This is a genomic window from Endozoicomonas arenosclerae, assembly GCF_001562015.1.
Taxonomy (GTDB): domain Bacteria; phylum Pseudomonadota; class Gammaproteobacteria; order Pseudomonadales; family Endozoicomonadaceae; genus Endozoicomonas_A; species Endozoicomonas_A arenosclerae.
This window is the reverse complement of sequence record NZ_LASA01000066.1, coordinates 19,316-43,917: the sequence shown is the minus strand read 5'-3', so window position 1 is coordinate 43,917 and position 24,602 is coordinate 19,316. Positions and strand designations below refer to the sequence as shown.

The window sequence follows — 24,602 nt, the reverse complement described above, 5'->3', positions numbered from 1 at the left end:
ATCTATCCTGCTATTCAATATTGATCTGTTTCACACCAGCCAGAAGGTAAATGCCAGAAACATCATGACCGACGAGGTGTAGGTCAACCGTGTGCTCCAGTCATTAAAGTGCGCACGCCAGCGACTCATGTTTCGGCTCAGACTGGTGTCCTGCCGGGTCCATGACTGTTTGTCCAGACGGAAGACCACATAGGTTTTCACCAAAGACCCCACCACCTGGTTGTAGTAAATCAGGAATGGATACATGGCACTGATCGGATGTCCGGAAGCGCTGATAGAAAGCATCATCAGAATCCGGGTAATACCAATCCACAGGATGTATGCAATGCCTGCGGTAATCGTGTATTGAATGGAAGCCAGAATGGCGAAAGCTGGGCCAATCAGGCAGGTCCACATTGAAACCCTTTGATCCAGTAGAACATACCAGGCATACCAACCCATTCGACTCGGACCCAGCTTGAGTGCCCTGGAATTCTGCCGCAATGAGTTCCCGTACCAGCGATACATCAAGCGCAAGGTAGACTTGATGAAACTCTTCTCAGGCGGATGTTCAATGGTTTTTACCATGGCATCCGGCACGTAAAAGGTTTCAAAGCCCAGGCTCATCACACTGAACCAGCTGGACTTGTCATCGCCGGTCAAAAACCGAAATTTACCCAGGCGCCAATGCACCAGAAAGTCTTCCTCAACATCCTTGATAAACATCGGATTACAGACGATATCTGCTCTGAAAACGGACATTCGACCCGTCAGGGTCAGAACCCTTTTCGAGAGTCCCATGGAATTCATGTACATATGACGCTGCCCAAACCGCAGGGAGTGCCAGGTTTCCATGATCCCCCATTTGTCCTCAAACTCTTCGGGCATCTGGCAGTATTCATTGGTCGTCAGCGCACCCACTGAGGGCAACAACTTAAAGTAAGGAATACACGTCTGCGTCACACCGTCCTCAAGAACCGTATCACCATCAATTACTGCCACTACAGCGTCGGATGCCGGGCTGGTTCTTGAAATGGCCCTGAAGCCAGAAGCCAAACCGTCTCTCTTACCTGTACCAGGAATCCGGACAATCAACAGAGCTATCTCCGCCTCGGATAAATAAGTCTGATGTATCGTGCGGATTAGCACTTCATCCTGAGCTTCAACAATGGAAGCAACCACGGTCATTTCTATTCCATGCTCTAAATGACACTGCACCGCCTCGCGAAATATTGAGTGGTAAACCTCGATAGAAGTCTCAACACTGATACGAAAGCTGGTCACCATCAAATAAACACTTGATGGCATCAAATCTGCCCCGCCCTGTTTTACCTGTTTGCTTAGCTTCGGGTAATACCAGCGCTGGAAGATCTGTGACCGGATAAAGTGCAGCAAGCCCACGCTGTATCGCCACAGCCCAATGACACCGATGAGAAACAGAAAGTGTCGGCTTTCTATATTCAACATGGCGTCGGGCAATGCAAAGCTCAGCGCAGCCAGCAGGAGCGCCAAAAGCGCAAACCCCTGCCAGCGGCTTCCTCCCTGTTTGGAATCAGGCATCTCCATCATGGCTTCCTTACCAGCAAACACCTTCGTACTGCTCATTGGACAGCTGCTTGGAAATACCCGCAAAATCAATCACTTTCTTGCTGGGTGCCAATTCATTCAGCATGTTTTTAAAATGACTGGAACTGTTTCCCACCACCAGAACATCGGATTGATCAACCACTTCCCTAAGATCATTATTCAGCAGGTTACTGATATGAGAGATTTCATTTTCGAAGTATTCCTTGCTGGCACCTTTTTCTTTGGCCACAGAAACATTTTCGTCATAAATCTTGAGCTCATACCCCTTACCCATTAAACGCTCAACCAATTCCAATAAAGGACTTTCTCTAAGATCATCGGTATCGGCTTTGAAACTCAAACCCAACATTCCGATTCGATTAGCCTTTTGTTTGGTAATTAATTCCATGCCATGTTGAACATGACGATTATTACTGGGCATGATGGAGCTTAATAAAGGAAGACTGACGTCTTTTGAACGAGCACGATAGGTTAAAGCTTTCACATCTTTAGGAAGACAAGAACCACCAAAAGCAAAACCCGGTCTTAAGTAAGCACTGGAGATATTCAACTTGGTATCATTACATACCAACTCCATAACATCTCGGCCATCAACACCCAGGTTTTTAGCTAATACACCGACTTCATTACCAAAACACACTTTTACTGCATGCCAGGTATTAGCAATGTATTTTGCCATCTCAGCCACTTCAAGGTCATTTCGGTAAAAACCACCCGGCAATCCATCATACATTTTAGCCAGAAAGTCTCCGGCCTCAGCATGCATTTGACCAATAACTGTCATAGGAGGTTCAAAGAAATCCTTGATTGCAGTACCTTCTCTCAAAAACTCCGGATTCATGGCCACATAGAAATCTACGCCAGCTTTTTTACCGGATGCATGTTCAATAATAGGAACAACAACATTACGAGTCGTGCCTGGTAGAACGGTACTGCGAATAATAACAACGTGCTTGTCTTCTTTTTCTGCCAGCACCTGCCCGATGTTTTCACTGACCTGGCGGATATAGGACAGATCAAGGTCACCGTTCTTCATACTGGGTGTGCCAACACAGATGAGACTTGCGTCACTGTTCATAATGGCATGGCGAGTATTATCGGTAGCATAGAGTCGACCGCTTTTCACAGCGGAGGAGAGATACTCTTCCAGTTCAGGCTCAACAATAGGCGACATCCCGTCGTTGATCATTGATATCTTGGTGTGATTCAGGTCTACACCAATCATCTGATGACCTTTCTTGGCAAGGCAGGCAGAACAAACGACCCCCACATAGCCCATTCCAAAAACACTTATATTTAACATTGTTAAATTCCCTTTCTATTTCAAGATTATTAATAATCAATGCATTTTTTTGGAACTTTCTTAATTAAGGTACGCACCAATTTAATACATTTTATTTTCTTTAGATAATAAGATGCACCTACTCTTAATAACGAGCACCATAATTAAGCATGAAATATTATCGCAACAATTCAATCAGAACCCTGAAATCAAATTTAAAGACAAAGGTCGCTTAAATTTAATAAAACATCCAAGAAAAACCGAGAATACTTCTGCGCGACAGACTAGCTACGACAACGCAAATCTATTATTAAGATTCAAATGTGTCAATATTATGATGTAATTAAAAATTAATAAGACAGCTCTTTTCTAATAATCATCATTAATATTTAATTAGCGAACAAGACGATAAAACGGTATTATTAACACATCAAACGAAAAGGTTGTTTTTAATGAAATCTTTGAACTGTTTCAAATCATATGATGTTCGGGGTCGCATGCCGGATGAATTAAATGAAGACATTGCCTGGCGAATAGGTCGTGCAACAGCCGAATACTTGAAAACTGACACCATCGTTATTGGAGGAGACATTCGCCTTTCCTCACCCTCACTGAAAGCAGCCCTCAGTGATGGGCTTCGCTCTGGCGGTGTGAATGTTCTTGATATTGGCCTGTGTGGAACAGAAGAAATCTATTTCGCTACCTCTTATCTGAAAGCAGGTGGTGGTATTATGGTGACCGCCAGTCATAACCCAAAAGACTACAATGGCCTGAAACTGGTCAGGGAAGAAAGCAAACCTATCTCTGGCGACACCGGCTTACGTGAAATTCAGAAACTGGCTGAAGAAACTTTTGTATCCGCAAAATTGAACGACAGCTCTTCATTAATAGGCCATTATGAAGAGATCACTGTTCTTGATGCTTACATTGATCACGTTCTGGGTTACATCAAACCGGCTCAACTAAAGCCTATGAAGCTGGTAGTAAATGCTGGTAACGGTGCTGCTGGCCATGTTATTGACGCAATTGAAGATCGATTCAAGTCAGATTCCATCCCGGTTGAGTTTATTAAAGTCCATCACGAACCTGATGGTCATTTTCCCCATGGTATCCCTAACCCTCTCTTGCCCGAGTGCCGACAGGCTACCAGTAATGCCGTTCTGGAACATAAAGCGGATATGGGGATTGCCTGGGACGGGGATTTTGATCGCTGCTTCCTCTTTGATGAAAAAGGGCAGTTCATAGAAGGCTACTATATCGTCGGCCTTCTGGGTGAAGCCTTTCTGAGCCATTCACCGGGAGCCAAAATTATTCATGACCCTCGTCTCACCTGGAACACTATTGATCAGGTGCAAAGCTCTGGGGGTGAGCCTGTTTTGTGTAAGACCGGTCACGCTTTTATAAAAGAAAGAATGAGAGCTGAAGACGCTGTTTACGGAGGTGAAATGAGTGCCCACCATTACTTCCGTGACTTTGCCTATTGCGACTCTGGAATGATTCCCTGGCTGCTGGTTGCAGAACTATTATCCCAAAAAGGACAGTCGCTCTCTTCTATGGTGGCCGAACGGATTGCCAAATTCCCCTCCTCAGGGGAAATCAACAGTAAGCTGGACAATCCGGCGCGGACCATTGAACACATTCTTTCCCTCTACGAAAAAGACTCTGTCGATATCGATCGTACCGATGGTATTTCTGTTGATATGGGGCAGTGGCGCTTCAACCTGAGAATGTCCAACACCGAGCCGGTTATCCGCTTGAATGTAGAAAGTAGAGGTGATCAAGCCTTGATGAAAGAAAAAACAGAAGAGTTGTTGAAACTGATAAGAGATCAGTAACCTCATAGATAATGGCAAAATCTGACAGCTTGGCTACATTCCTTGAAGCATCAAGATTTCTGGAGTCAAGCTGATGAAATTTCTCAATGGCTGTGTGGCCTTATTCTGCATGGCCACTTCCCTTTCTGTACTTGCAGCCTCTCCCACTGAGCCAGAAAAAGTTTCAGGCTTTTGGAAGAACAGTCGAGGCTCAATCCTTGAACTCAAGCAGGAAAAAAATGAATTGTCAGGCAACTTCACAACAGCCGTTGCCAAAACTAAGACCTGTATAGGTTACAAAGCCCCCTTTCTGGGCTTTGCCAATGGAAATGCCATTTCAGTGAGCATCAGTATGGAAGGTTGTAACTCCCCGGTTGTGATCTCAATGTCCGGCATTCTGATGAAAGACAAGGATGGCAAAGACCAGATCAAAACCCAGTCATTGGTTCAATACAAAGGGCAGGAAAGCTGGAACTCCCAGATTCTGGTCACCGACTACTACAGCCGGGTGGATGAGAAAGACGCCAAGATAGCCCCTGCCAAGTAAGTATCTACTGGGCATGGAAGCCTTGCCTATCAAGCTAATAGAGATAATTCACTACCAAAGCCCTGCCCCCTCTACTACTATGTGTTCCATAGTGCTAAAGCAGGTCACGCTGCTTACCAACCGGAATTCGAAAGGAAGGAAACTCATATGCTTTTTGTCGTATCACCTGCCAAAACGCTGGATTACGACACCGCACCGGTGACAAAGAAATTCAGCCAGCCAGAGTTCCTGGACCAGTCACAAGAGCTTATCGAGCAGCTTCGCGAATTGAGCCCGGCTGACATTGGCAGCCTGATGAGCATCAGCGACAAGTTGTCCCAGCTGAATGCCGCCCGTTACGAAGCATGGCAGCAGCCTTTTACCCAGGAAAATGCCAAGCAGGCAGTTCTGGCTTTTAAGGGTGATGTTTACACGGGCCTTGATGCTGAAACAATGAATGCCAAGCAGTTTGACTACGCACAGAAGCACCTGCGAATTCTGTCCGGGCTTTATGGACTGCTGAAGCCTCTGGACCTGATGCAAGCCTATCGTCTGGAAATGGGTACCAAGTTTGCAAACAATGGCGGGAAGGATCTTTATGCATTCTGGGGCGAACAGATCACTGACAAGTTAAACGATGAGATTGCAGCCCAGAAAGATAATGTACTGGTTAATCTGGCTTCCAATGAATACTTCAAAGCCGTTAAGCCGAAATTACTGAACGGTGAGATTATTACTCCCGTCTTCAAAGACTGGAAAGGCGACAAGTACAAAATCATCAGTTTCTACGCCAAAAAGGCCAGAGGCCTGATGTGCCGCTATGCCATCGATAACAACCTGAAAAAGGTTGATGACTTGAAAGGCTTTGATTACGAGGGCTACAGCTACAACGAAGCCATGTCCAATGAGAAGGAATGGGTTTTCATCCGTAAGGAAGCCTGATCACTGATCCACCTTAATCTCCAACTCCCGCTTTCTGGTATACAGAAAGCGGATCAGGTCATAGCTGAACGGAGAACTGAAATCGTCGTAACTCATGGGTATTGTGTACCGATAGTTGATGCCATAGATAGCAAATACTTCTGGTTCAGAGAAAACCTGAGATGGCACTCCGGTGAAATCAATGGAGTCTTCAGCCGTTAAATCCACTACCAGGCCACTGACATCTCTGAGACTGTAGGGGCCAATAACAGGCACCACCAGATAAGGGCCTGCTCCTACACCATATTTGGCCAGTGTCGTACCAAATTCGTTGCGTTTATGAGGCAATCCCATACTCTCAGCAGGATCAAAAAAGCCCAGCATTCCCAATGTTGAGTTGATCACTAATCGACCGGCAGACTTGACTGCCCGCTCTCCCTCAAACTGAAGAAGACTGTTCAAAATGGTGGGTACTTCTTTGAGGTTCTGAAAAAAGTTGGCTACACCCTTGCGAACAAAAGACGGTGTAACTGTTTCATAGAGCTGAATGACGGGCTCAAGAAAATAACGATCCAGCTGGCGATTAAAAGCAAAGACCTGGCGATTCAATGACTCAAAGGGATCGTACACATCCATGAATTGCAGACGATCTATCCGGTTATGCCAATCCTCCAACAGGTCATCGTCACTGTCATTAAACTTGAGGGTTTGCATAGGGTCAGTGTAGGGAAGTCGTTGATCGGCATAGACTTCTTGCGAAAGCATAACCAGCATCATTACTACTATCAGCCCAGCCCTATGCATCAGGGAACCCCTTACCTTTGATGAAACTGAGCATATCCCGTACATTTTCATGATACTGAAGATTGCCCATATGCCCACCCAGAGGGTAAACCTTTATCCTCTGGCCAAAAGTATCGTAAAGAAAATCGAGTCCTTTCTGATCAATAATAAAGTCGTCAGAATTGTGCATAACGCCCACATGACGAGCCTTTTTTAACCAGCCTTCCAAATGAGGCAAACTGTTCTGCTTGAATAAAAGCGTTCGTAGTGCGGTTGTGTCCTTCAGCTCTTTTGAGACAGAATTATCCTGTGTACTTATGTACGGAACCAAGACTTTGTTCACATAACACTCAAAGCTGCACAGCATGGCCTTTTTAAAATAGGGTGTTCGGCTGTCACTGCGCTTTAGTTTGAAGTCCTTTGGAATCAGGTTGCTGTCCCAGGTCATGGCATCCGAAGTGAAGTACATAGAAGCTACAGAAAGTCTAAAACTGACGCCTATCAGCAGAGCCAGCTCCTCACGACTGAGGGCATAAGGACTTTTCTGCACTTGAAACAGCATGGATTCATCCAGATCGATGCTTTTGTGCGTCCGAAAGTAGTCAGCCAGCTTGTCAAAAAAATGATCAAAGAGCGTAGTTGAATCATCTACACCAGGCACATCGGCCATCAAAAGACGATCCAGATTATTGATAGAGTGTTGCAGATTGACGGGAGGATTCAGCAATAAAACCTTTTCAAAACCAAATGCTTTCTGTTCACTGTCGAGCCTTGCAACAAAGGCCGCATTGAGTGCGCCCAAACTGTAGCCCGTCAGGTACCAGCCATTAATATCCAGTCTGGTAAATAACTTTGCTCTCTCCACTGAAGCTTTCATCATTCGATAAAGGTCTTCGGAATCTTGCTGTGTTAAACCCGGTCGATGCGTCTGAGAGCCAGAAACGACAAAATCGTAGCTGGTAGGGGAGGAAATCTGGATAACATGAAAACCGGCTTGATAGTAAACCTGCTTGAGAAACTCCACCTTACTGGTGTCGAATCGCCCACCGGTTCCGGCAATTATAAAAATAAGTGGCGCTGGCTTTTCCTGCCAGGCCAGTTTGAACCTGGGCTTGTTTACATCCCAGAATATATCAGGAGCATTTTCAACAGTTTCATTGGCCAGCCCCAGTATTGCTTCCCGTACCGTGACATGATCCAGCTTTACCTGTTGCTCTGGAGGTGTCCCTGCAACAGTTGCCAGGAATGGGTTTCTGATTGGAAAATCATAGGCCCATAGCAAAGGGGATATTGAGAGCAAAAGAAAGATGGGTAAACAAACGGATAAAAAACGTTTTGAAAAACATTTCACCCGACTGAAATCAAAACTTATGAACGACAGCAGGCGAAATGCTTTTCTTGTACTCATAACCGATATAAACCCACAAATAGAACGTTATTGAGTATTTTCGGGGGATGAAATTAACAGATAGACTGTCCAATCTTTGGAAAACAGGCCTCCGGTACTGACTTTTTCCAGAGAGCCTCTGACCTGGTTATTGATGGAGTATTGAACTTTCTGACCTTTCTGATCCGGCAAGGCTACCTGTTGCTGACTCCACTTTTCGGGCAGACATTGGCCAATAATGCGGGACGCTTCATCAAATACACGGGTTGCGGTCTGTTCATCGGGCAAAACACGACTGCAGACATAGCTGTAACGGTTCGACCACTGCCAGATTTCACACCCACCATCCAGAGGCTGGAAATCCGTTTGCCAGATAGTGATCTTATTGTAAAAAGCGGGCTGCTTTCGGATATCGGTAAAGCCATTATGGCTTTTGGTAAAAATCTGTCCCAGATCCTGACAGACTTTATTCTGATCAATCACACGTTTGTCCGTAATCACTTCATCCTTGTTTTGGGCTGAATGTGTGGCACACCCAGAGACAAAAATAGCTGCAGAGGCCATCAAAGCAGCAGTGATAACACGCAATTTGGTTTTATTGTGACTCAAGACATTTCCCATTGTTGACTTCCTGGTTCAGCAATAGCAGTAAAATAGCCTGCCCGTTCAACAGGCAGGCTGGGCGTAACAAGTCTAGAAAATATAATTCAATTGTGCAGCCACAATATTAGAACTGTTGTTGTATTCACCGGTTAGTGCGCCGTAGCTATCAACTACATCGGGAGAGACTCCTGGAGGGTTATGCTGGGTTTCGTTGATTTTTCCTTTCTTCAGGCTGACGTAAGCATAGGAAAGGTCGATAGAGAATTTGGGATCAGGTTTCCAGTTAGCCCCAAGAGTAAACCAGTTACGATCTGCATCAGGAGTACGAGCTGTTCTGTTTTTATCGTCCACTGGGGACTGGTCAAACATATAACCTGCCCTGAGTTGCCACTCAGGCATCACCTGCCAGGAAGCACCGAAGCTCCACGCCCAGACATCTTTCCAGTTGATGGGGACAAAACTGGACATGGCAGGATCATCCGCTCTGACATAAAATTCTTCGAAGCGGCTCCAGCGAGTCCAGGTTGCTTCTGCCATCACGGCCCATTGATCATTCAAGTGATGCGTCAAGCTAAGGGCCGCCTTCTCCGGCATAGTGATATCAAGCTTCCCTTTTGATTTTTTATTAACAGGCTGGCCCAGCAATGTACCATCGGCTTTGACATCGCCCTTCAGTTTGAATTCCAACTGGGAAAAATAGGCAAGACCCAGATTTGTCTTTTCATTAACTTTCCACAGTGCACCGAGAGTCCAGCCAAGTGTTTCAGCGTCCCCATCAACCTTGGCTTCTGCCGCAGGCTGATCGGGAATCATAAAGTTCGTGAGGTCCGTCTTCTGGGTCAACTTTCCCTTGACGTAAGAACCGATTAATCCGAAGCCAACGGAAAAATCTTCCTGAAATTTGTAGGAAACAATTCCCTGAAGATTAATGGTTTTAACGCTGGTTTTATTACCAAAATATCGGCCAGCCCAGTCTTTATCATAATCCAGCTCAATTCCATAAGGGCCATAACCACTCAAACCAAAACTGAGTTGTTCATTCACTGGAATCACAAAATGACCAAAAGGAACCCATGTAGTGGACTGGAAATCTTTGGTTTTCCCTTCAGCAACAGTTATATCTGGTTGTCTTGGAAGTGGATTTGGTCTGGTATGCTTACCCTCAAACTCTCCCCCTTTAAAAATAACGGCTGAACCCACAGAAATCTGTGTACCTTCAACAAAAGCGATACCCGCCGGATTATTAGCAGCGATAGACGCATCTTGTGGGTTGGAAGCCTTCCCCGCAAAGGCTGTACCCATATAGCTCGCCGAGTTTTCATAAATACCGTAGCCAGCAGAATGCGCTGAGCCGGAGTGAAAGGAAACTGCCATGGCAGCAAATAGAGGTGACAGGACAGCCACCCTCTGTCGTGAACAGAAAGCCATTTTCAAACCTCAATGTGTGTGTTGGTTTGAAATGTATAGACGCAGATTCGCGTCCATGCCTTGTTTTACAGGCATAAACGACGACTAGTAAGTAACTGTTATTAAAATCAAAGAGCTCTGATTAAAAAGGCTATAAATCAGAGCTCTGTACAGGTCAGCGGGCGACTGGAGGCAGGTCGAAACGGGGAAGAGAGACTTTTTTATACATGGCCAGCAATCTGAGTGCCAGGACCACTCCTGCGGAAATCAGTGTGGCCTCACCAGTTCCGGTATGTGGCTCCAACACAACAAACAAGGCACCACCTGCCATGGCGGCAAAAGCGTAAACTTCTTTTTTCAGAACCAGCGGAATTTCTCCCGACAACAGATCCCGAATGGCACCCCCGCCACATCCGGTCAACACCCCCATCATCACAGCCACCGTCGGAGATGCACCAAAGGCCATAGCCTTGGTAACACCAATAACGGTGAACACCGCCAGTCCAAGGGCATCGGCAATCAATAAAAGATTATGAGTCTGATCGTGCCAGCGCCTGATCAGCAGAGCCAATAATGTTGAAGCAAGGATCACCAGTACATAATCATGATCCTGCACCCAAAATACCGGTGTCGCACCCAGAAGCACATCGCGAATCGTACCTCCGCCGACTGCTGTCACAAAGGCCAGGACCATTGCGCCAAATATATCCATATCCTTGCGGCAGGCCAGCCAGGCACCACTGATGGCGAACACCGCGGTACCAAATAAATCCAGTGTATAAAGCAACATGAGAGCGAGACTGAGAAAAGGTTAGTTAATACTCAAATTATAAATTCTAAACCACCCGTTCCATATCAGGACGCTTACTTAATTCAGCAGGAACTTTCCACCAGCCTCAGGGTCTCAACTATACCCAGATGCCTTCATCTGGCGTGCGCTATTGCAATGACAGGAGGTCAAAACATGCTGCAGGGACCAGAAGCCAGCTCGGATTCATTACATGCATCCCAACAACTACAACACGTGGAACCACAAACGGTTCAACCACCCGTTGTGCCTTCTATTATGTCTACAGAATCATCGGCTTCACAGACTGGCTCTAGAAGAACACTCTCCAGCTATAGCATCAGACGTGCCGATTCCAATCCGCCAAAAGCCTCCTTCAATCTTGATAAATCAGCTCAGTGTTTGAGTTCAACACCTGAGCTTCCTGAAACCGACAATGTACAACTCAAGAAATTGCTGCCAGTTGTAGAAAGGTGCTTTGCTCAAGGCAAGTTTGAGAACGCCATCAGTTTTGCTGAGAAGCAGCTGAAAATGACTGAAGGCCATGCAGAAGAACTCAAAAAGGTCATCCAGTACCTTGAGACAATAATATTTCTCTCTAAATTAAATCTGGGTCAGCATGAATGCCTGGCCCGACTCCCGTCAGAAAATCGCGAAGAGTTTATATTCTGGCACCTCGAAATAGCTAAAGCTGCAGCTAACTCGGCGTCTCCCATCAATAGCTCCAGGGATCTTGAATTACTCTGCCTGAGAAGAGCGGCTGATGCCGGCAGTCCCAAAGCCAAACTGGATCTTTCCGCCCAGCTACTGCTTCCTGCAAAAGAGAAAGCCTTTGCCTTTCAGTTTGATGAGGCACTTAAATGGATGTGCTCACTCCCCTGTCAAGAAATAGAGCGCCTGAAGCCGTTAACAAATGATCAGACAGTCGTGAAGCACATAGCGGATTTCCTGAGCTCACCTTCTGAGGAAAATAGAGACCATCTTGCATCATTGCTGATGACCCATGAAGATCCTAATGTCAGACAGCTCGCTCCAATGCTCTACCTCAAAGAGATTTTTGGCGATATTGATACAGAGAAAGCCGATTCCACTCTTAAATCTCTTGAAAAGGATTGCGCTGCAAAAGGGACTAAAACAGGGGACTCAGCTCGTTTTCTCTTCGATTATTGGACGGCCGAGTGCAATTGGGTCAAGGGAGATGAGCATCTGGCAGAAAAAACACTCAATAAGCTCTCCCGCAATGACTTCGCTCCAGCGCAACAACGACTGGCTGAGTTATATCTGGTTTCCGGTACACCTCAACAACGCGAAATCTTGTTGGTATCGTTGCTCAAGCCTGAGATGAAACCTTGGATAAGATTCTGCCCAGATCTTGCTTATGCACTTTACCTGTGCAGCAGGAAGTTACCCGAGTCCACTCAAATGCAACGGCATGATCAAGTTCAACTCATGTCTACCTGCCTGTCCCATTGTCACTCCGATGCCCGGGCAAGAGAACTTTATCCACTCTGCAAGGACAGTATTCGTTCGGTAGATGACTGGCGTGCCGCCGGAACGGCTGAGGCCAAACCTTTCCCGGAAAGGGCTCTGGCATTACTTGAAGACTGGCAATACTCCTGCGACCCACAGACACTGGTGTTCACCCATCTGGTACAGGTCAACAATCATGGTTCTGGTGATGAAGCTTTAATTGAGAGTGCACTGTCGTCAGACAGACTGGCTACTTTGTATCGTCTTGCATCACTCAACCATTGCTCAGCCAGTCTATCCAAAGAAGCGGTATTTGAAGAATTACTTAAGACCGTGGGCCGGAAAAGCCACTTGCTCAAACGCTGGCACCATGAACACGCTTTCTTTAACAGTTTCTGGTATGACCTTAAAAATCATTACAGCTATTTTTCCTTAGCAGAAACCTCTCTCCACCTGGCCCTGGCTATCGCTTCTGATTTGGGAATCAGCCCGAAAGACTATGGTCATATTTATGAGTCACTAAGTAAATTGGCTCTCGAACAGGGGGATACAGCCGCTTTCAAAAATTTCAGCAGGCAATACCAGGCGGCCAACCAATCGGATCGGATGAGAAGACGACATGCTCACTCCAAACAAGAAGACAGGAAAGATCCTCAGGACCATCGAGTCCTGCTCGGTGAACTGCCTCTCCACTATTCAGAACTGTGCAAAATGCAGGTCGTCACCCATCATCCTCTCGATGCACCTATCAAAGGGCAAGAGTTGCTGCGAATTTTCGAATCTCTTAAGGATGAACAAAATCCCGCTATTCTTAAAGTCTGGCTCGATAAAACACAAAGTTTATTCACCTATTCCAGCCGTCATATTGATCGCGAGATCTTTCTAAAGCTGATAAAAGCAATGGACACCCTCATTGTCAGAACTCACAGCTTAACTCAAAACCATTTATCCTGTGCCCAGACAATCCTGGAAAAAAGACTGGCAGAGCTGGACAGGCAGTCCATGACATTAAGTAAAGAAGCGTCAGAGTTGGAACAAAAAGCCGTTCAATGCTTTGGACCGCTGGCCAGGAGAAACGAGCTGTATCACTTCAAACTGCCGAGTTCATTTCCTAACCCTTGTCACCAGCATGCTATGGAAAGATCACTGGAATCAGAGCAGCCTCCAGCTCAAGTTTTAAGGGTGGCTGAACAGTGTCTTCAATATGAAGACTCTGATCCTTTGGCCCTGACACTCAGAGCTATCGCACACCTTTCTTCCGTTCCCCGTCGGCTCGAAGCTCAAACCAGACAGCTGTTAACTCAGCTTCTTGAGAAAATCAAAGATCAGCAGCAGAAGTTTGAAAAGCTCGAGCATGAGCTCAAAGGCCAGCAATTACAGGGGTTATGCTCCTATATCGAAGAGCATGAGGGCGAAGACACATCAGCTCTGGCTGAAGACCTGGAAGTACGTCTGACCGAAGAAACTGAACAAGCTGCAGACTCACTGGCCAAAAGCATGCATATGGGGCTCCACAAAAAAGACAAGGCTTTTTTCAGCAAGCTGCATCAGTCTTCCCAGACTTCCCTGCAAGCTCACGTGAATTATCTGGTCAGTACTCTAATGGAAGAGCCAGCCATGGCTGCTGAGTGGATCAGAGCCCTCCATGCACAAGGTGTGCACACATTAACACCACAAGAATCTGAGCAGATCATAGAAAACCATTCAGGGCATCAAAAACCTCTTGCCCGGCTGATCGTCACTTTCCTGAACGGAGATCCCTGCAAGGAATACGTTTTAGGACAGGCTAAAAACAAGTCTGTGAAAGACAGAGAAAAGATTAAGCTACTGTGCCTCAGCCTGGGGCTTGGAGTGCTTTCCAAGGAGGAAGCAAGGCCTTTAGTCAAACATTTCTCACCCGGCGCCCCGGAAAGAGCTTCATTAAGAGCCTGGGTGGCAAACGATAAAAATGAGCTTCCTACAGAACAGCAGTGCATACTTGCCAGTGAAAGATTTGCTCCTGATATTTATCTGACCATGGGTTCCAGACTGGTTGAATTCAGGGATTTTTCATCCGCTTATAATGCATTACTCAAGAAAAGCACATACAGCAAAACAACAGGGCCTTATCTTCTGGCCATGCTGGCCTGGCACCACCTGAAACCGGAAAACACAAAAACCGACATTGTCGCTGAGCTATGCCAGAGTGCAGAACGCCTCCATGTAGAAGCTCAATGTCGTTTGCTCGACTGGTGCCTGCTCAATCCGGATACCGATTCTGGTGTTAAATCTGAATGCTATCGCTACTTGATTGCCCCCTTCATTGGCCATACAGAAGAACGTGGGCTGTATCAGGGCATCGCACAATATACCGGAACAGGCTTTCGGGCTAACGAAGAAGCCGGACTGGCTAAGATGCGACAAGCTATTTCCGAGGGAAGCTTTCTACCCGCGGCTCGTCTGATTCTTCTGATTGAAAAAGACTGTCTGCCAGCTTCTTTACATCAGGAGTTGAAGCCCGCCTACTCTCTAGCCCAACAGTTAACGGACATTCCTGATGCTCTTGCACTCAGCCTGCCTCCAGCAGACATTGCTTTGCTAATAAACCATTTGAAAGCTTGTATTTCTGCGGATGCTTCACAAGCACTATTAATGGGCAAAGCCATTACTCAGCTGGAAGAAACTCTGGCAAGATGGCAAGGCATCAGTCCAAAGCCGCTGGCCATAAAGGCAGCTCCTGTTGAAGATCATGCAAAGATTCTTCGAGAGAAGAAAGAACAGGATCTCATCAGACAATTAACGCTGTCCGTCTATAAGCCGGGCTCTGATAAGAAACAGATTCCCTGTTTACTTCATCAACTGAAAGTTTTACAAGGTGACGCCTATCCTGGCTTCAGCGAAAAAGCCTGCGCCAAGCTGATCGAACACCTCCCTCTCGACAGTGAAGAGAGCAGTGAACGTGCCATTGAACTGTTTTCCTCTGTTCAGTCAGTTTCTGTCAAACAGGAGATTATGGAAGGATGTCTCGGTGACTTCCTCCTTGATTGCTTTTTATTACCTGAAGCTCCATTGCCAGACTGCCGACGCAAGGCGCTGGTTCATATGCTCCCGGAGAATCTTGAAGTGGACAGCAGCTTTTCTGATGCTTTGTTGAAGCTCGCTGATGCCTTACCTTCAGATCCTGAACAGTTATCTTCCAAAGAGTTGAGAGTCGTTGAAAAATTCGGAGAAGCTTCTCTCACCCGAACCGTGGAAGTGGCTTCTGCACTGCAGCATCCTGATCTGATTATTGCCGCTATCAGGAATCGCAGGGCCAGTCCGGATCGATTGCTGAAAAAACTCACCGGTAAAATTTCAGGCGAGGAAAGGAAAGCTTGTCTGGCCATCTGCTACCGGATTGCAACAGAGTCTCCCTCAAGTCTGAAGTCGATCTTTTTTCAGCACCCGGCACTTAGTGCCAAAGATAAACTGGGCATTTTCAGACTGCTGCCTGCTGAACATTCCAGACGCCTGGGCACACCTGTGAATCTGGCAGTAATAGGCCAGCAGGCTCTTGTTGAACTGGAGCAGGAACTGTACTCAAGACATCATGCTCTGAGCAACGCCAGACAGTTGAACAGTAACGGTCAGAAGTACAACCTTGAAGAGATGCTGAAAATCTATCTGTCTCTCCTCAAGCACGGAGATATACAACTGGCGATGTCTATAAGAGGAAAAATGATCGCTGAGGCTCAAAGAATTCTCTCTGAGCCCCTGCAAAAATGGATGGGAGATCGCTCCCGGTGGCTGGCTACTGCTGCGCTAGCCTTGCAGCAGTAGTTTTTTGACAGAACTAATCAATCAGTTTTTCTGAAACCGGGCTGCTTACGCCATTAGTCTTGGGCTTCTTCCGGCCATAGTGATCCAGGAACCCCATCAATAATGCTGAAATCACAAAGGTCATATGCATGACGACATTCATCAGTAACTTGTCGTTGGTAATATTCTCCGCATTCATAAAGACTTTCAGCAGTTGGATGGACGATATGGCAACGATCGAGGCAGCCAGCTTGGCTTTCAGAGAGCTGCTGTCCATTTTACCCAGCCAGCTCAGTTTTTCAGTGTCTTCATCAATATCGAGCTTGGACACAAAGTTCTCGTAACCGGAGTACATCACCATTACGATCAGCCCTGCTACCAGCACTACATCAATCAGTGTCAGCACTTTCAGTGTGACATCATGCTCTGCCATTTCCAGAACATTGAACGCCAGATACAGCACACCCTGATAAAACTCTATGAGTAATACGATGAGCACCAGGCTCAGACCCAGATACATGGGCGCCAGTAACCAGCGTGCAGAGTACAACACTCTCTCTAGCAATCTCTCCATTAAAATCTCTACCTCAGACATCATAAAAACAGGTCGAATGGACTCTATTTTGCTCTGATTATTCGGGTTTCGCCAGTTAAGCTATGTATGCTGTTCAGGAAAGAATATCATTGCATGGGACAGGTTGAGTCTGGAAGGAGGGCCATACTTCATCTGAAGTATGGCCTGAAAATCAGTTGTAGTAGGCTTCAGACATCGTGCGACTTGAGCCATCCAGAGAGAAGTTAAACACTCGGTCTACGGTTTCCTGACGATTTCCTTTTTCATCACGTGGTTCGAATGAAAAACGGATAGAAAGGCTGTCTGACATTTTCATTTGGGCAGAAAGCCCTTTCATTTCCCTGTAATTATCCAGTTCATGGATAACCAGCATCCCTTCATCTACTGTCCCTTCGAGGTAGTAGCTGTCTTCCATATCATCGATAGAAAGAGTGACATTAATTTCATCACCATCGCGCAGGTAATAGGTATCTTTATTCAATACCTGAAGCTTTTCATCACCATCAATCCTGGTGTAGAACAGGTAGGTGGTTTTATCTGTGCTTTCGGTATGTGCTACTGTATTTCCAACACCATCCTTGGAATTAAACCATTCAGAAGCCTGAACAGAAAAAGAAAGAGTGGATGCCAAAATCGCTGTTGTCAGGACAGATGTGTATTTTTTAATCATTACTGCTTGTCTTTCGTTTTTTATACTTAATGTTTTAAGCACTCAAACGGATCGGATTTCCATCACTGGATGTTTATTTTTTATTCTGCCCTTGATGATCTCTTTGAGTGGTTTTGGACTGTATCTCAAACGGCAAAGTATGTATAGCCAAAAATAAGACGAACGTCTTACAATTTTTTTTCAACTTTGTTGAGTAACTGAAATAGTTCCATCCAGAAAGTAGCACTTACATAATTTCAATAAATATCAACCAGTTAGCTTTCAAACCCATCTTAAAAAGATGTCGAAATTAATTAAAATAAAAATCGAATACTATTCGAATTTTAATTAACAACACTGCCGAACTTGACTCCTCACTTTTAAACAGAGATATTTCGTACCGTCGTTTCAAATGCCTGTTTTAATACACAATAAAAAAGTGATTTTAATAACCAGATATTTACAAAACGACAACAGAAATTCCTAATAAGCATAAATAGACTAGCGGCCTTTCGACCAGCGCACCTTAAAAGACTTCACAAGAGCAAACAGGGTTCGCAATCAGGCAGGTTCATACCACTTGTTGTTTTAAAAGTTCTTTTTATGTGATTTTTCATTGGGACTTTTAATTGAACAAAGAACTGCCTCCGGTCTTGCCACCATCAGGAGTTGTAATGACAAGCCATACACGTTCCTCGCGTTTTTTCTTAGTTTCCTCTCTCGCCGTTGCAGTTTCAGCAGGTAATGCTGTCGCCGGTGGTTTTGAAAAAGCGACTCTTTGGGATGCCCAATACAGTGCACTGGCGGGTGCTGCTGTTTCTTCCGTAGATGATTCCAGCGCGATCTTCTTTAACCCGGCCGGTATGGCTTTTGCAGAGTCCAATGACATTGCTCTGCATGTTTCCCCAACCTTTACCACTACTAATGGTCCGGCTGCGGGTGACAACACCTTTATTGATGGCGAAACCAACTTCTCTCCAGTGGGTGGCCTGACCGGTCTGTTCAAGCTGAACGACAAGTTCACTATGGGTTACGGTGTTTATGCTGCCGGTGGTGCTTCTTCTAAATATGAAGATGTGACTGTTGGTAACGACCGTCCTATCACTGGAGACTACTCTACTGATATCCAGGTTATCGAAGCTGGCCTGGGTCTGGCATATCGCATCAACAACAACTGGTCCGTTGGTGGCACCTATCGACTGACATACGCCACCGCTGATATCAATATGCTATCTGCTACTGATATTAATCTGGGCCCTATCTCCCAAAATGTTGGTGGCTCTGTAGGCTACAACGACATGAGTGGTTTCAATACTTTCGGTGTTCGCCTGGGTGCGATGTTCCGCTCTGACGACAACCGTTGGGGCTGGGGTATCAACTATCGCTCCGAAGTTGATATTGAAGCTGATGGAGATGCTTCTTATAAAAATGGTCTGGGCGCAGGCGAGTACAACAAAGTTGATGCAACTGCTAAAACCGCTCTGCCAATGCAGATCTCTACCGGTGTAGATTATCAGGTGGCTCCTAATTGGACACTGTTTGGTGAAATCACCTATTCCGAGTACAGCAACAATGAACAGATCAAGTTTGAATCTGATGACACAGCTCTCGCTGTGCCAGCAATCAATGCTAACTGGGAAGACCAGTACAACTACCGTATTGCTGCTGAATACACTGGTATCGAGAACTGGGCTCTGAGAGCGGGTTACATCTACACAACAGCTGTTGTTACAGAAGAGTACGCTGCCCCAACCTTCTCTACTCCAGCTAACGCACACTCCTTCACCTTCGGTGCCGGTACAACCATTCTGGACGGACAGGTTGATCTGGACTTCGCCGCTGAATACAACATGGCTGAGAATGACAGCGTGAAAGGCGGTGGTGATCTGAGCAGTGCCAGCAAGTCTCACCCTGGCAAGTATGAGTCTAACGCTTACGCGATCCACGCTACTGTGAAGTACAAGTTCTAAGACTGTTCTTCAGCAGAGTCGCACCACAAGGCCATCGATCGAAAGATCCATGGCCTTGTTTATTTTTGAGATCATTATTTGATCATCTCTGAGTCACCACTAAACCCCGGGCAATGATCACTGAGATGGTTGATGACGAGTTCCTGCTCTTCCAGCTCCATTACAGGTGGTTTCTGATCCCAGTTGATTTTCACAATCAGCACCCGGTTGTACTCTTCATTCCCCCACTCCTCTAATGACTGATAATTGCGAAACTGTTTCTGCAGCTCCTTAACAAAACGCAGAATCTCAGTATGCTCCCAGACAAGGTAGAGCGTTGAATCACGGTACTTCTTCTTGGTCACTTCTGAGGCCAGTGCTCTCACCTGTTTATAACCAAACTCAACGTTAACAGGCAGCCCCAAACGGATGGCTGTAGGCTCTATCGTCGCCAAAGGCCGGATATAGTCATAATGCTTTTGATCACCATGCCTTTCATAGACTCTGTCAGAAGGTTTGGGAGCAAAAAGGAAATCCGGCTTTGGATATTTTCCCAACAACAAGTCGGGTAGCATCAGGGAACGATTCAATCCCCTACAGTCCAACTGCCCAAGGCCTGCTTTCGGCTTCTCCCCATGCCTGAAAATAACCAGCGTTTCTATCGCAGGTTGAGCCAAGGCATAAGGCACAAATAAAACAGCAAGCAATATAAGAGCCAGGGACTTCATAGAACAGCCTCTCTGCAGAAAATAAATATGACTACAGATTAGTTGCTTATAAAGCTTTATTAGTGGACCTGAAAATCTTTCCTGTTATAGCCCTGATCCCGACAAAATCTGCCGACCAAAGACTGAACCAGTACCTCAGGAGGTTGCCGTATACCTTCTCCCCAGGGTTGTGAAATCAGCAAGGCAGCACATTCGTTATACAGGGCAAAGATGGGATCAATAAACTTCATGTGCGTGGGCTCTTCAAGAATAAAGTTAAAGGCCGACTTGTCGTTCTCTATCGCCTTTTCGGGAAAAGATTCACCGTACTCATCCTCTGCCCCCATGTTGATCAAAGTCGCCGGGCTCTCCAGAAAAGCCTTCACCGGATAATTCTGCTCGATCACGCCTCCAAAGCCTGTGGCTGTGATGATAAAGTCCGAATCAGCTACCGCAGCCAGAACCGTCGAAACATCATCAGCCTTTATCCAGTCAGCCACACCATTACCTGCAGGCCGGTCCCTGAGTTCAACAACAGACACCTGAGCCTGCTCAGCCTTCAAAGCTCTGCAAATCCCTACACCCACCTTGCCATAACCAAACAATAAGGCTTTTTTGTCCTTCAAAGCCTGATAACCCGATTGCTTCATCGCCCTTAGCAAACCGTCTCCAGTACCCAAAACGGTTTCAAGATTCTTCACCTCGGTAGAATCCACATCCAGACAGGGTTTTCCTTTCAGGCGGTGGTAATAATTAAGCCCGCTTCGGGTTAGCTCAACATACCCGTAGCGGGCTTCAAGATCAGCATGATGGCCGCCACAATCGAGAATAACGTCAAAGGATAAAACATCAGGGACCTGCTTATAGCAACATATCCCCTGACTCTGGAAAAGAGCCACCACTTCAGGATCTGCTTCTATAATTTCGGGCCATGAGAGCGTCAACTCAGCACCACCGGCAATCATGGGCAGAAGTGCTACCTGCGTGTTTTCGGTGAGAGGAGCGGCATACAGTATCTGCTTGCCTGCAAAAGGCTTTTCCTGTTCAAAGCGTCCCAGTTGCTCATGCAGACAAGGGTATTCATTGACGGTAAAGCTGCGCTCAACCGCATGTTTAACAGTATCAAAAAGTGTCATCCAGTCTTACCTGATGGGTGTTTCTCTATCAATCAGGTTTAAAGAAAGCACTCTGGTTTGAACTGTCAAATAATCGGGCCGTTCTTAGTGAATAAGAATCTGCCCCAGAAACTCTTTTGTCCGCTCCGATTCAGGGTTGTTGAAAAACACTTCCGGTGTCGCTTCTTCAACTACCTGCCCCTGGTCCATAAAGATCATACGATCCGCCACGGTTTTGGCAAAACCCATTTCGTGGGTCACACAAATCATGGTCATGCCTTCATTAGCCAACTCGATCATGACATCCAGCACCTCCTTGATCATTTCCGGGTCCAGTGCAGACGTTGGCTCATCAAACAACATAATCTCGGGGTTCATACAAAGACTGCGTGCGATGGCCACGCGCTGTTGCTGACCTCCGGATAACTGGCCGGGATACTTGTCTGCCTGATCCGGTATACGTACCCGCTCCAGATACTCCATCGCCACTTTTTCAGCATCTTTCTTAGATGCTTTTCTGACCCAGATAGGCGCCAATGTACAGTTTTCCAATACCGTCAGATGTGGAAACAGATTGAACTGCTGAAAGACCATCCCTACTTCACGACGCACTTTTTCAATGTTCTTCAGATCCCGATTCAACTCGGTACCGTCCACAATAATCTGACCTTCCTGATGCTCTTCCAATGCATTGATGCAGCGAATCAGGGTCGATTTGCCGGAGCCGGAGGGACCACAGATGACGATCTTCTCGCCACGCATCACATCAAGATTAATATCCCTGAGTACATGGAAGTTGCCGTACCATTTATTGACCCCCTTCAATTGAATGACGGGGCTTGTTGGGTCTTGACCTTCCCGGACCATCTTTTCCATGGTGACCTCTCATTTTATTCTTCTTTTTGAGCCCAACATTCAAACTCAATGTTTTTCGAGACGCTGGCTGTACTGAGACATACCAAAACAAAACAGCCAGAAAACGAATCCGGCAAACAGATACCCTTCCACTGCACTTCCCAACCACTGGGGATCATTGAGACCGGCCTGGACAATCGAAAGCAGGTCAAACAGACCGATCACCAATACCAGACTCGTGTCTTTAAACAGTGCAATAAAAGTATTCACAATCCCTGGAATGACTAACCGAATAGCCTGAGGCAAGACCACCAGCAACATACTTTGCCAGTAACCCATGCCCAGACTCTGACAGGCTTCTACCTGACCTCTGGGTATTGCCTGAAGACCGCCTCTGACCACTTCCGCCATATAGGCCGACTGAAACATAACAATACCGATCATCGCTCTGACCAGCTTATCGAAAACAATTTCTTCCGGCACAAACAAAGGCAGCATAACCGAGGCCATAAACAGCACGGTAATCAGAGGGACACCCCGCCACAACTCTATATAGGCAGTGCAAAAGGTGCGTACCACGGGCATCGAAGAACGCCTGCCCAGAGCCAATAAAACCCCCACCGGCAACGATGCCAACATACCGTATAGCGCCAGTACAAGCGTCACCATCAGGCCACCCCACTGATGGGTTTCAACCGGAGGCAGCCCCAGCAGGCTTCCGGTCAGGATCAACCAGGATGTAACAGGCAATACGAGCAGGCCTATCACTAATGCCATTTTTTTACCGGGTATTCGAGGGATCATGAGCCAGCCCAGCACCACCGCCAGCTGAGCAAAAAAGAGATTCACCCGCCAGATTTCACTGTCGGGATAAAAGCCGTAAATAAATTGATCGAGCCTTGCGGTTACAAAAGCCCAGCAGGCCCCCTCTGTCGTGCAATCAGATCGACTGCTGCCAGTCCAGCTGGCATCCATGACCGCCCACTGCCAGAAAGGCGGAATAAACAGGTATAAGCCATACAACAGAGCCAGTGTAACCAGGGACTGGGAAGGACTGGCAAACAGATTTTCCCGGGCCCACCCCAGGATACCTCTGGAATTAACCGGGGGCTCACGTGCGGGTATCATCTTCTGTTCCATCTCGTTCTCCATGAACAGGGCGTTTATCGCTCAACCAGCGATACCCATCGGTTATATAAATTCATCAAAACAGAGACCGTGAGGCTGATGGTCAAATAGACAGCCATGGTCATAGCAATTACTTCCACAGCCTGCCCTGTCTGATTCAATGTGGTACCGGCAAATACACTCACCAGATCGGGGTAACCGATAGCCGTTGCCAGAGAAGAGTTCTTGATCAAATTAAGATATTGATTGGTCAGGGGAGGAATAATGACTCGCATCGCCTGGGGTATAACCACCAGGCTCAGAACCCGTCGAGGTTTTAACCCCAACGCAGCCGCCGCTTCTTTCTGACCTTTACTGACGGACTCAATGCCTGAGCGAACCACTTCAGCAATGAATGCTGCGGTGTATATGCTCAACGCAAACCATAATGCTGCCAGTTCCGGAAGAATGACCAGCCCGCCTGAAAAGTTAAAACCTCTCAACACAGGCATTTCCCACTGTAAATGGGCATTGGTAAGCCAGGCTGTCAGCAGTGGAAGACCTATAATCACTGACGCAATGATGACTTTAATATGCGGTAGAGGCCTGCCTTTAGTACGCCGGTAATTACGACAGAGCCCTGCTACTCCCATGGCCAGAACCAAACTGGCAATGCCTGCCCAGACGACTATTTCCATCCCGGAATCCAGAATGGGCCAGGGCAGAGAAATACCTCGAACATTCAGAAAAATGGCATCGAAAAAGTTAATGCTTTGTCTTGGGCTCGGTAAAACGCCGAGTACGGCAAAGTACCAGAAGAAAATCTGCAGCAGCAGGGGAATATTACGGAATATTTCAATATAAGTACTGGCCAGACGAGCCAGCAACCAGTTACTGGAGAGTCGGGCTACCCCGATCAGAAAACCCAGAATCGTGGCAAAGATCACACCAAGAAACGACACCAGCAAGGTATTAAGGAGTCCTACCAGAAAGGTTCTGCCAAAACTCTGGCTTTCGTCGTACTCGACCAGGGTTTGTATGATGCCGAAACCCGCAGATTGTGAAAGAAAATCAAAGCCGGTGCTGATGCCACGATGTTCAAGATTGGTAAGGGTATTATTTATGACCCAGGCCACCACCGCGACCACACCCAGAATCAACAGAACCTGAAAAAAAACGGCCCGCCAGACTGGATCACGCCAAAGTCTTACCCACATAGAGACGCCTTTCTTTTTATTATTAATTGCGCAAACAAGCAGCCCATGAACTTCTCAATCATGGACTGCCGGAAGACCTAATGTTCAGAAAGAACGATCAGCCTCC

The 24,602-nt window shown here is 46.5% G+C and carries 19 protein-coding genes; 5 read left to right on the top strand and 14 right to left on the bottom strand.

Annotated features, from left to right (window positions below; translation table 11 throughout):
• Positions 1 to 30: 30 nt before the first annotated feature.
• Entirely contained in the window at positions 31 to 1,584 is a 1,554-nt protein-coding gene (locus WG89_RS09750) for a glycosyltransferase (protein WP_245662892.1), read from the bottom strand.
• Positions 1,556 to 2,869 (bottom strand): nucleotide sugar dehydrogenase, encoded by a 1,314-nt coding sequence (locus WG89_RS09745; protein ID WP_062264895.1) that lies wholly within the window; start codon positions 2,867 to 2,869, stop codon positions 1,556 to 1,558. The genes WG89_RS09750 and WG89_RS09745 overlap by 29 nt, the downstream gene beginning before the upstream one ends.
• A gap of 431 nt (positions 2,870 to 3,300) precedes the next feature.
• Between WG89_RS09745 and WG89_RS09740 the strand changes: the two genes are divergently transcribed.
• From WG89_RS09740 to yaaA, 3 genes are all read left to right on the top strand, one after another.
• A complete protein-coding gene (locus tag WG89_RS09740) occupies positions 3,301 to 4,683 on the top strand; it encodes a phosphohexomutase domain-containing protein (protein ID WP_062264892.1) in 1,383 nt (460 codons plus the stop codon).
• A gap of 73 nt (positions 4,684 to 4,756) precedes the next feature.
• On the top strand, positions 4,757 to 5,209 hold the full coding sequence (locus tag WG89_RS09735; RefSeq protein WP_062264890.1) for an avidin/streptavidin family protein: 453 nt from the start codon (positions 4,757 to 4,759) through the stop codon (positions 5,207 to 5,209).
• Positions 5,210 to 5,356: 147 nt separating this feature from the next.
• A complete protein-coding gene (gene yaaA / locus WG89_RS09730; RefSeq protein WP_062264886.1) occupies positions 5,357 to 6,130 on the top strand; it encodes a peroxide stress protein YaaA in 774 nt (257 codons plus the stop codon).
• On the opposite strand, the gene WG89_RS09725 is transcribed toward yaaA, so the two are convergent.
• From WG89_RS09725 to WG89_RS09705, 5 genes are all read right to left on the bottom strand, one after another.
• Positions 6,131 to 6,874, bottom strand: a complete 744-nt coding sequence (locus tag WG89_RS09725) for an MlaA family lipoprotein (RefSeq protein WP_172806765.1) — start codon at positions 6,872 to 6,874, stop codon at positions 6,131 to 6,133.
• A gap of 31 nt (positions 6,875 to 6,905) precedes the next feature.
• Positions 6,906 to 8,300 (bottom strand): hypothetical protein, encoded by a 1,395-nt coding sequence (locus WG89_RS09720; RefSeq protein WP_062264880.1) that lies wholly within the window; start codon positions 8,298 to 8,300, stop codon positions 6,906 to 6,908.
• 27 nt (positions 8,301 to 8,327) lie between these two features.
• Positions 8,328 to 8,900 carry a hypothetical protein gene (locus tag WG89_RS09715; protein WP_062264877.1) on the bottom strand — a complete coding sequence of 191 codons (573 nt, stop codon included), beginning with the start codon at positions 8,898 to 8,900 and terminating at the stop codon, positions 8,328 to 8,330.
• Between the two features lie 72 nt (positions 8,901 to 8,972).
• The gene (locus tag WG89_RS09710; RefSeq protein WP_079253755.1) at positions 8,973 to 10,310 is read right to left on the bottom strand and encodes an OmpP1/FadL family transporter; all 1,338 of its coding nucleotides are present in this window, start codon (positions 10,308 to 10,310) and stop codon (positions 8,973 to 8,975) included.
• A 154-nt stretch (positions 10,311 to 10,464) separates the two neighbouring features.
• A complete protein-coding gene (locus tag WG89_RS09705; RefSeq protein WP_062264871.1) occupies positions 10,465 to 11,079 on the bottom strand; it encodes a trimeric intracellular cation channel family protein in 615 nt (204 codons plus the stop codon).
• Positions 11,080 to 11,253: 174 nt separating this feature from the next.
• Between WG89_RS09705 and WG89_RS09700 the strand changes: the two genes are divergently transcribed.
• Entirely contained in the window at positions 11,254 to 16,344 is a 5,091-nt protein-coding gene (locus WG89_RS09700) for a hypothetical protein (RefSeq protein ID WP_062264868.1), read from the top strand.
• Positions 16,345 to 16,357: 13 nt separating this feature from the next.
• Here the strand turns inward: WG89_RS09700 and WG89_RS09695 are convergent, their stop codons facing one another.
• Positions 16,358 to 16,897 carry a TIGR00645 family protein gene (locus tag WG89_RS09695; protein WP_062265052.1) on the bottom strand — a complete coding sequence of 180 codons (540 nt, stop codon included), beginning with the start codon at positions 16,895 to 16,897 and terminating at the stop codon, positions 16,358 to 16,360.
• Positions 16,898 to 17,069: 172 nt separating this feature from the next.
• Positions 17,070 to 17,567 (bottom strand): hypothetical protein, encoded by a 498-nt coding sequence (locus WG89_RS09690; RefSeq protein WP_062264865.1) that lies wholly within the window; start codon positions 17,565 to 17,567, stop codon positions 17,070 to 17,072.
• Between the two features lie 653 nt (positions 17,568 to 18,220).
• Here WG89_RS09690 and WG89_RS09685 point away from each other — a divergent pair.
• Positions 18,221 to 19,516 carry an OmpP1/FadL family transporter gene (locus tag WG89_RS09685; RefSeq protein ID WP_062264862.1) on the top strand — a complete coding sequence of 432 codons (1,296 nt, stop codon included), beginning with the start codon at positions 18,221 to 18,223 and terminating at the stop codon, positions 19,514 to 19,516.
• Positions 19,517 to 19,590: 74 nt separating this feature from the next.
• Here WG89_RS09685 and WG89_RS09680 read toward each other — a convergent pair whose 3' ends face one another.
• The 5 genes from WG89_RS09680 to WG89_RS09660 all read right to left on the bottom strand — a co-directional run bounded on the left by WG89_RS09680 (position 19,591) and on the right by WG89_RS09660 (position 24,496).
• Complete coding sequence (locus WG89_RS09680; RefSeq protein WP_062264859.1) at positions 19,591 to 20,223, bottom strand: hypothetical protein; 633 nt, start codon at positions 20,221 to 20,223, stop codon at positions 19,591 to 19,593.
• Between the two features lie 59 nt (positions 20,224 to 20,282).
• Positions 20,283 to 21,338, bottom strand: coding sequence for a Rossmann-fold NAD(P)-binding domain-containing protein (locus tag WG89_RS09675; protein ID WP_062264855.1), 1,056 nt, complete (start codon positions 21,336 to 21,338; stop codon positions 20,283 to 20,285).
• Between the two features lie 84 nt (positions 21,339 to 21,422).
• Positions 21,423 to 22,193 carry an amino acid ABC transporter ATP-binding protein gene (locus tag WG89_RS09670; RefSeq protein ID WP_281177684.1) on the bottom strand — a complete coding sequence of 257 codons (771 nt, stop codon included), beginning with the start codon at positions 22,191 to 22,193 and terminating at the stop codon, positions 21,423 to 21,425.
• Positions 22,194 to 22,238: 45 nt separating this feature from the next.
• Complete coding sequence (locus WG89_RS09665) at positions 22,239 to 23,312, bottom strand: amino acid ABC transporter permease (RefSeq protein ID WP_062264852.1); 1,074 nt, start codon at positions 23,310 to 23,312, stop codon at positions 22,239 to 22,241.
• 23 nt (positions 23,313 to 23,335) lie between these two features.
• Positions 23,336 to 24,496 carry an amino acid ABC transporter permease gene (locus tag WG89_RS09660; protein ID WP_062264849.1) on the bottom strand — a complete coding sequence of 387 codons (1,161 nt, stop codon included), beginning with the start codon at positions 24,494 to 24,496 and terminating at the stop codon, positions 23,336 to 23,338.
• Between the last annotated feature and the right edge of the window lie 106 nt (positions 24,497 to 24,602).

Excerpts from the sequence above, each read along its gene's own strand:
- WG89_RS09740 (WP_062264892.1), top strand. The coding sequence starts at position 3,301 with ATGAAATCTTTGAACTGTTTCAAATCATATGATGTTCGGGGTCGCATG.
- WG89_RS09745 (WP_062264895.1), bottom strand. The coding sequence starts at position 2,869 with ATGTTAAATATAAGTGTTTTTGGAATGGGCTATGTGGGGGTCGTTTGT.
- WG89_RS09685 (WP_062264862.1), top strand. The coding sequence starts at position 18,221 with ATGACAAGCCATACACGTTCCTCGCGTTTTTTCTTAGTTTCCTCTCTC.
- WG89_RS09665 (WP_062264852.1), bottom strand. The coding sequence starts at position 23,312 with ATGGAACAGAAGATGATACCCGCACGTGAGCCCCCGGTTAATTCCAGA.
- WG89_RS09690 (WP_062264865.1), bottom strand. The coding sequence starts at position 17,567 with ATGATTAAAAAATACACATCTGTCCTGACAACAGCGATTTTGGCATCC.
- WG89_RS09660 (WP_062264849.1), bottom strand. The coding sequence starts at position 24,496 with ATGTGGGTAAGACTTTGGCGTGATCCAGTCTGGCGGGCCGTTTTTTTT.
- WG89_RS09750 (WP_245662892.1), bottom strand. The coding sequence starts at position 1,584 with ATGAGCAGTACGAAGGTGTTTGCTGGTAAGGAAGCCATGATGGAGATG.
- WG89_RS09670 (WP_281177684.1), bottom strand. The coding sequence starts at position 22,193 with ATGGAAAAGATGGTCCGGGAAGGTCAAGACCCAACAAGCCCCGTCATT.
- WG89_RS09715 (WP_062264877.1), bottom strand. The coding sequence starts at position 8,900 with ATGGGAAATGTCTTGAGTCACAATAAAACCAAATTGCGTGTTATCACT.
- WG89_RS09675 (WP_062264855.1), bottom strand. The coding sequence starts at position 21,338 with ATGACACTTTTTGATACTGTTAAACATGCGGTTGAGCGCAGCTTTACC.
- WG89_RS09720 (WP_062264880.1), bottom strand. The coding sequence starts at position 8,300 with ATGAGTACAAGAAAAGCATTTCGCCTGCTGTCGTTCATAAGTTTTGAT.
- WG89_RS09725 (WP_172806765.1), bottom strand. The coding sequence starts at position 6,874 with ATGCTTTCGCAAGAAGTCTATGCCGATCAACGACTTCCCTACACTGAC.
- yaaA (WP_062264886.1), top strand. The coding sequence starts at position 5,357 with ATGCTTTTTGTCGTATCACCTGCCAAAACGCTGGATTACGACACCGCA.
- WG89_RS09680 (WP_062264859.1), bottom strand. The coding sequence starts at position 20,223 with ATGAAGTCCCTGGCTCTTATATTGCTTGCTGTTTTATTTGTGCCTTAT.
- WG89_RS09710 (WP_079253755.1), bottom strand. The coding sequence starts at position 10,310 with ATGGCTTTCTGTTCACGACAGAGGGTGGCTGTCCTGTCACCTCTATTT.
- WG89_RS09735 (WP_062264890.1), top strand. The coding sequence starts at position 4,757 with ATGAAATTTCTCAATGGCTGTGTGGCCTTATTCTGCATGGCCACTTCC.
- WG89_RS09700 (WP_062264868.1), top strand. The coding sequence starts at position 11,254 with ATGCTGCAGGGACCAGAAGCCAGCTCGGATTCATTACATGCATCCCAA.
- WG89_RS09695 (WP_062265052.1), bottom strand. The coding sequence starts at position 16,897 with ATGGAGAGATTGCTAGAGAGAGTGTTGTACTCTGCACGCTGGTTACTG.
- WG89_RS09705 (WP_062264871.1), bottom strand. The coding sequence starts at position 11,079 with ATGTTGCTTTATACACTGGATTTATTTGGTACCGCGGTGTTCGCCATC.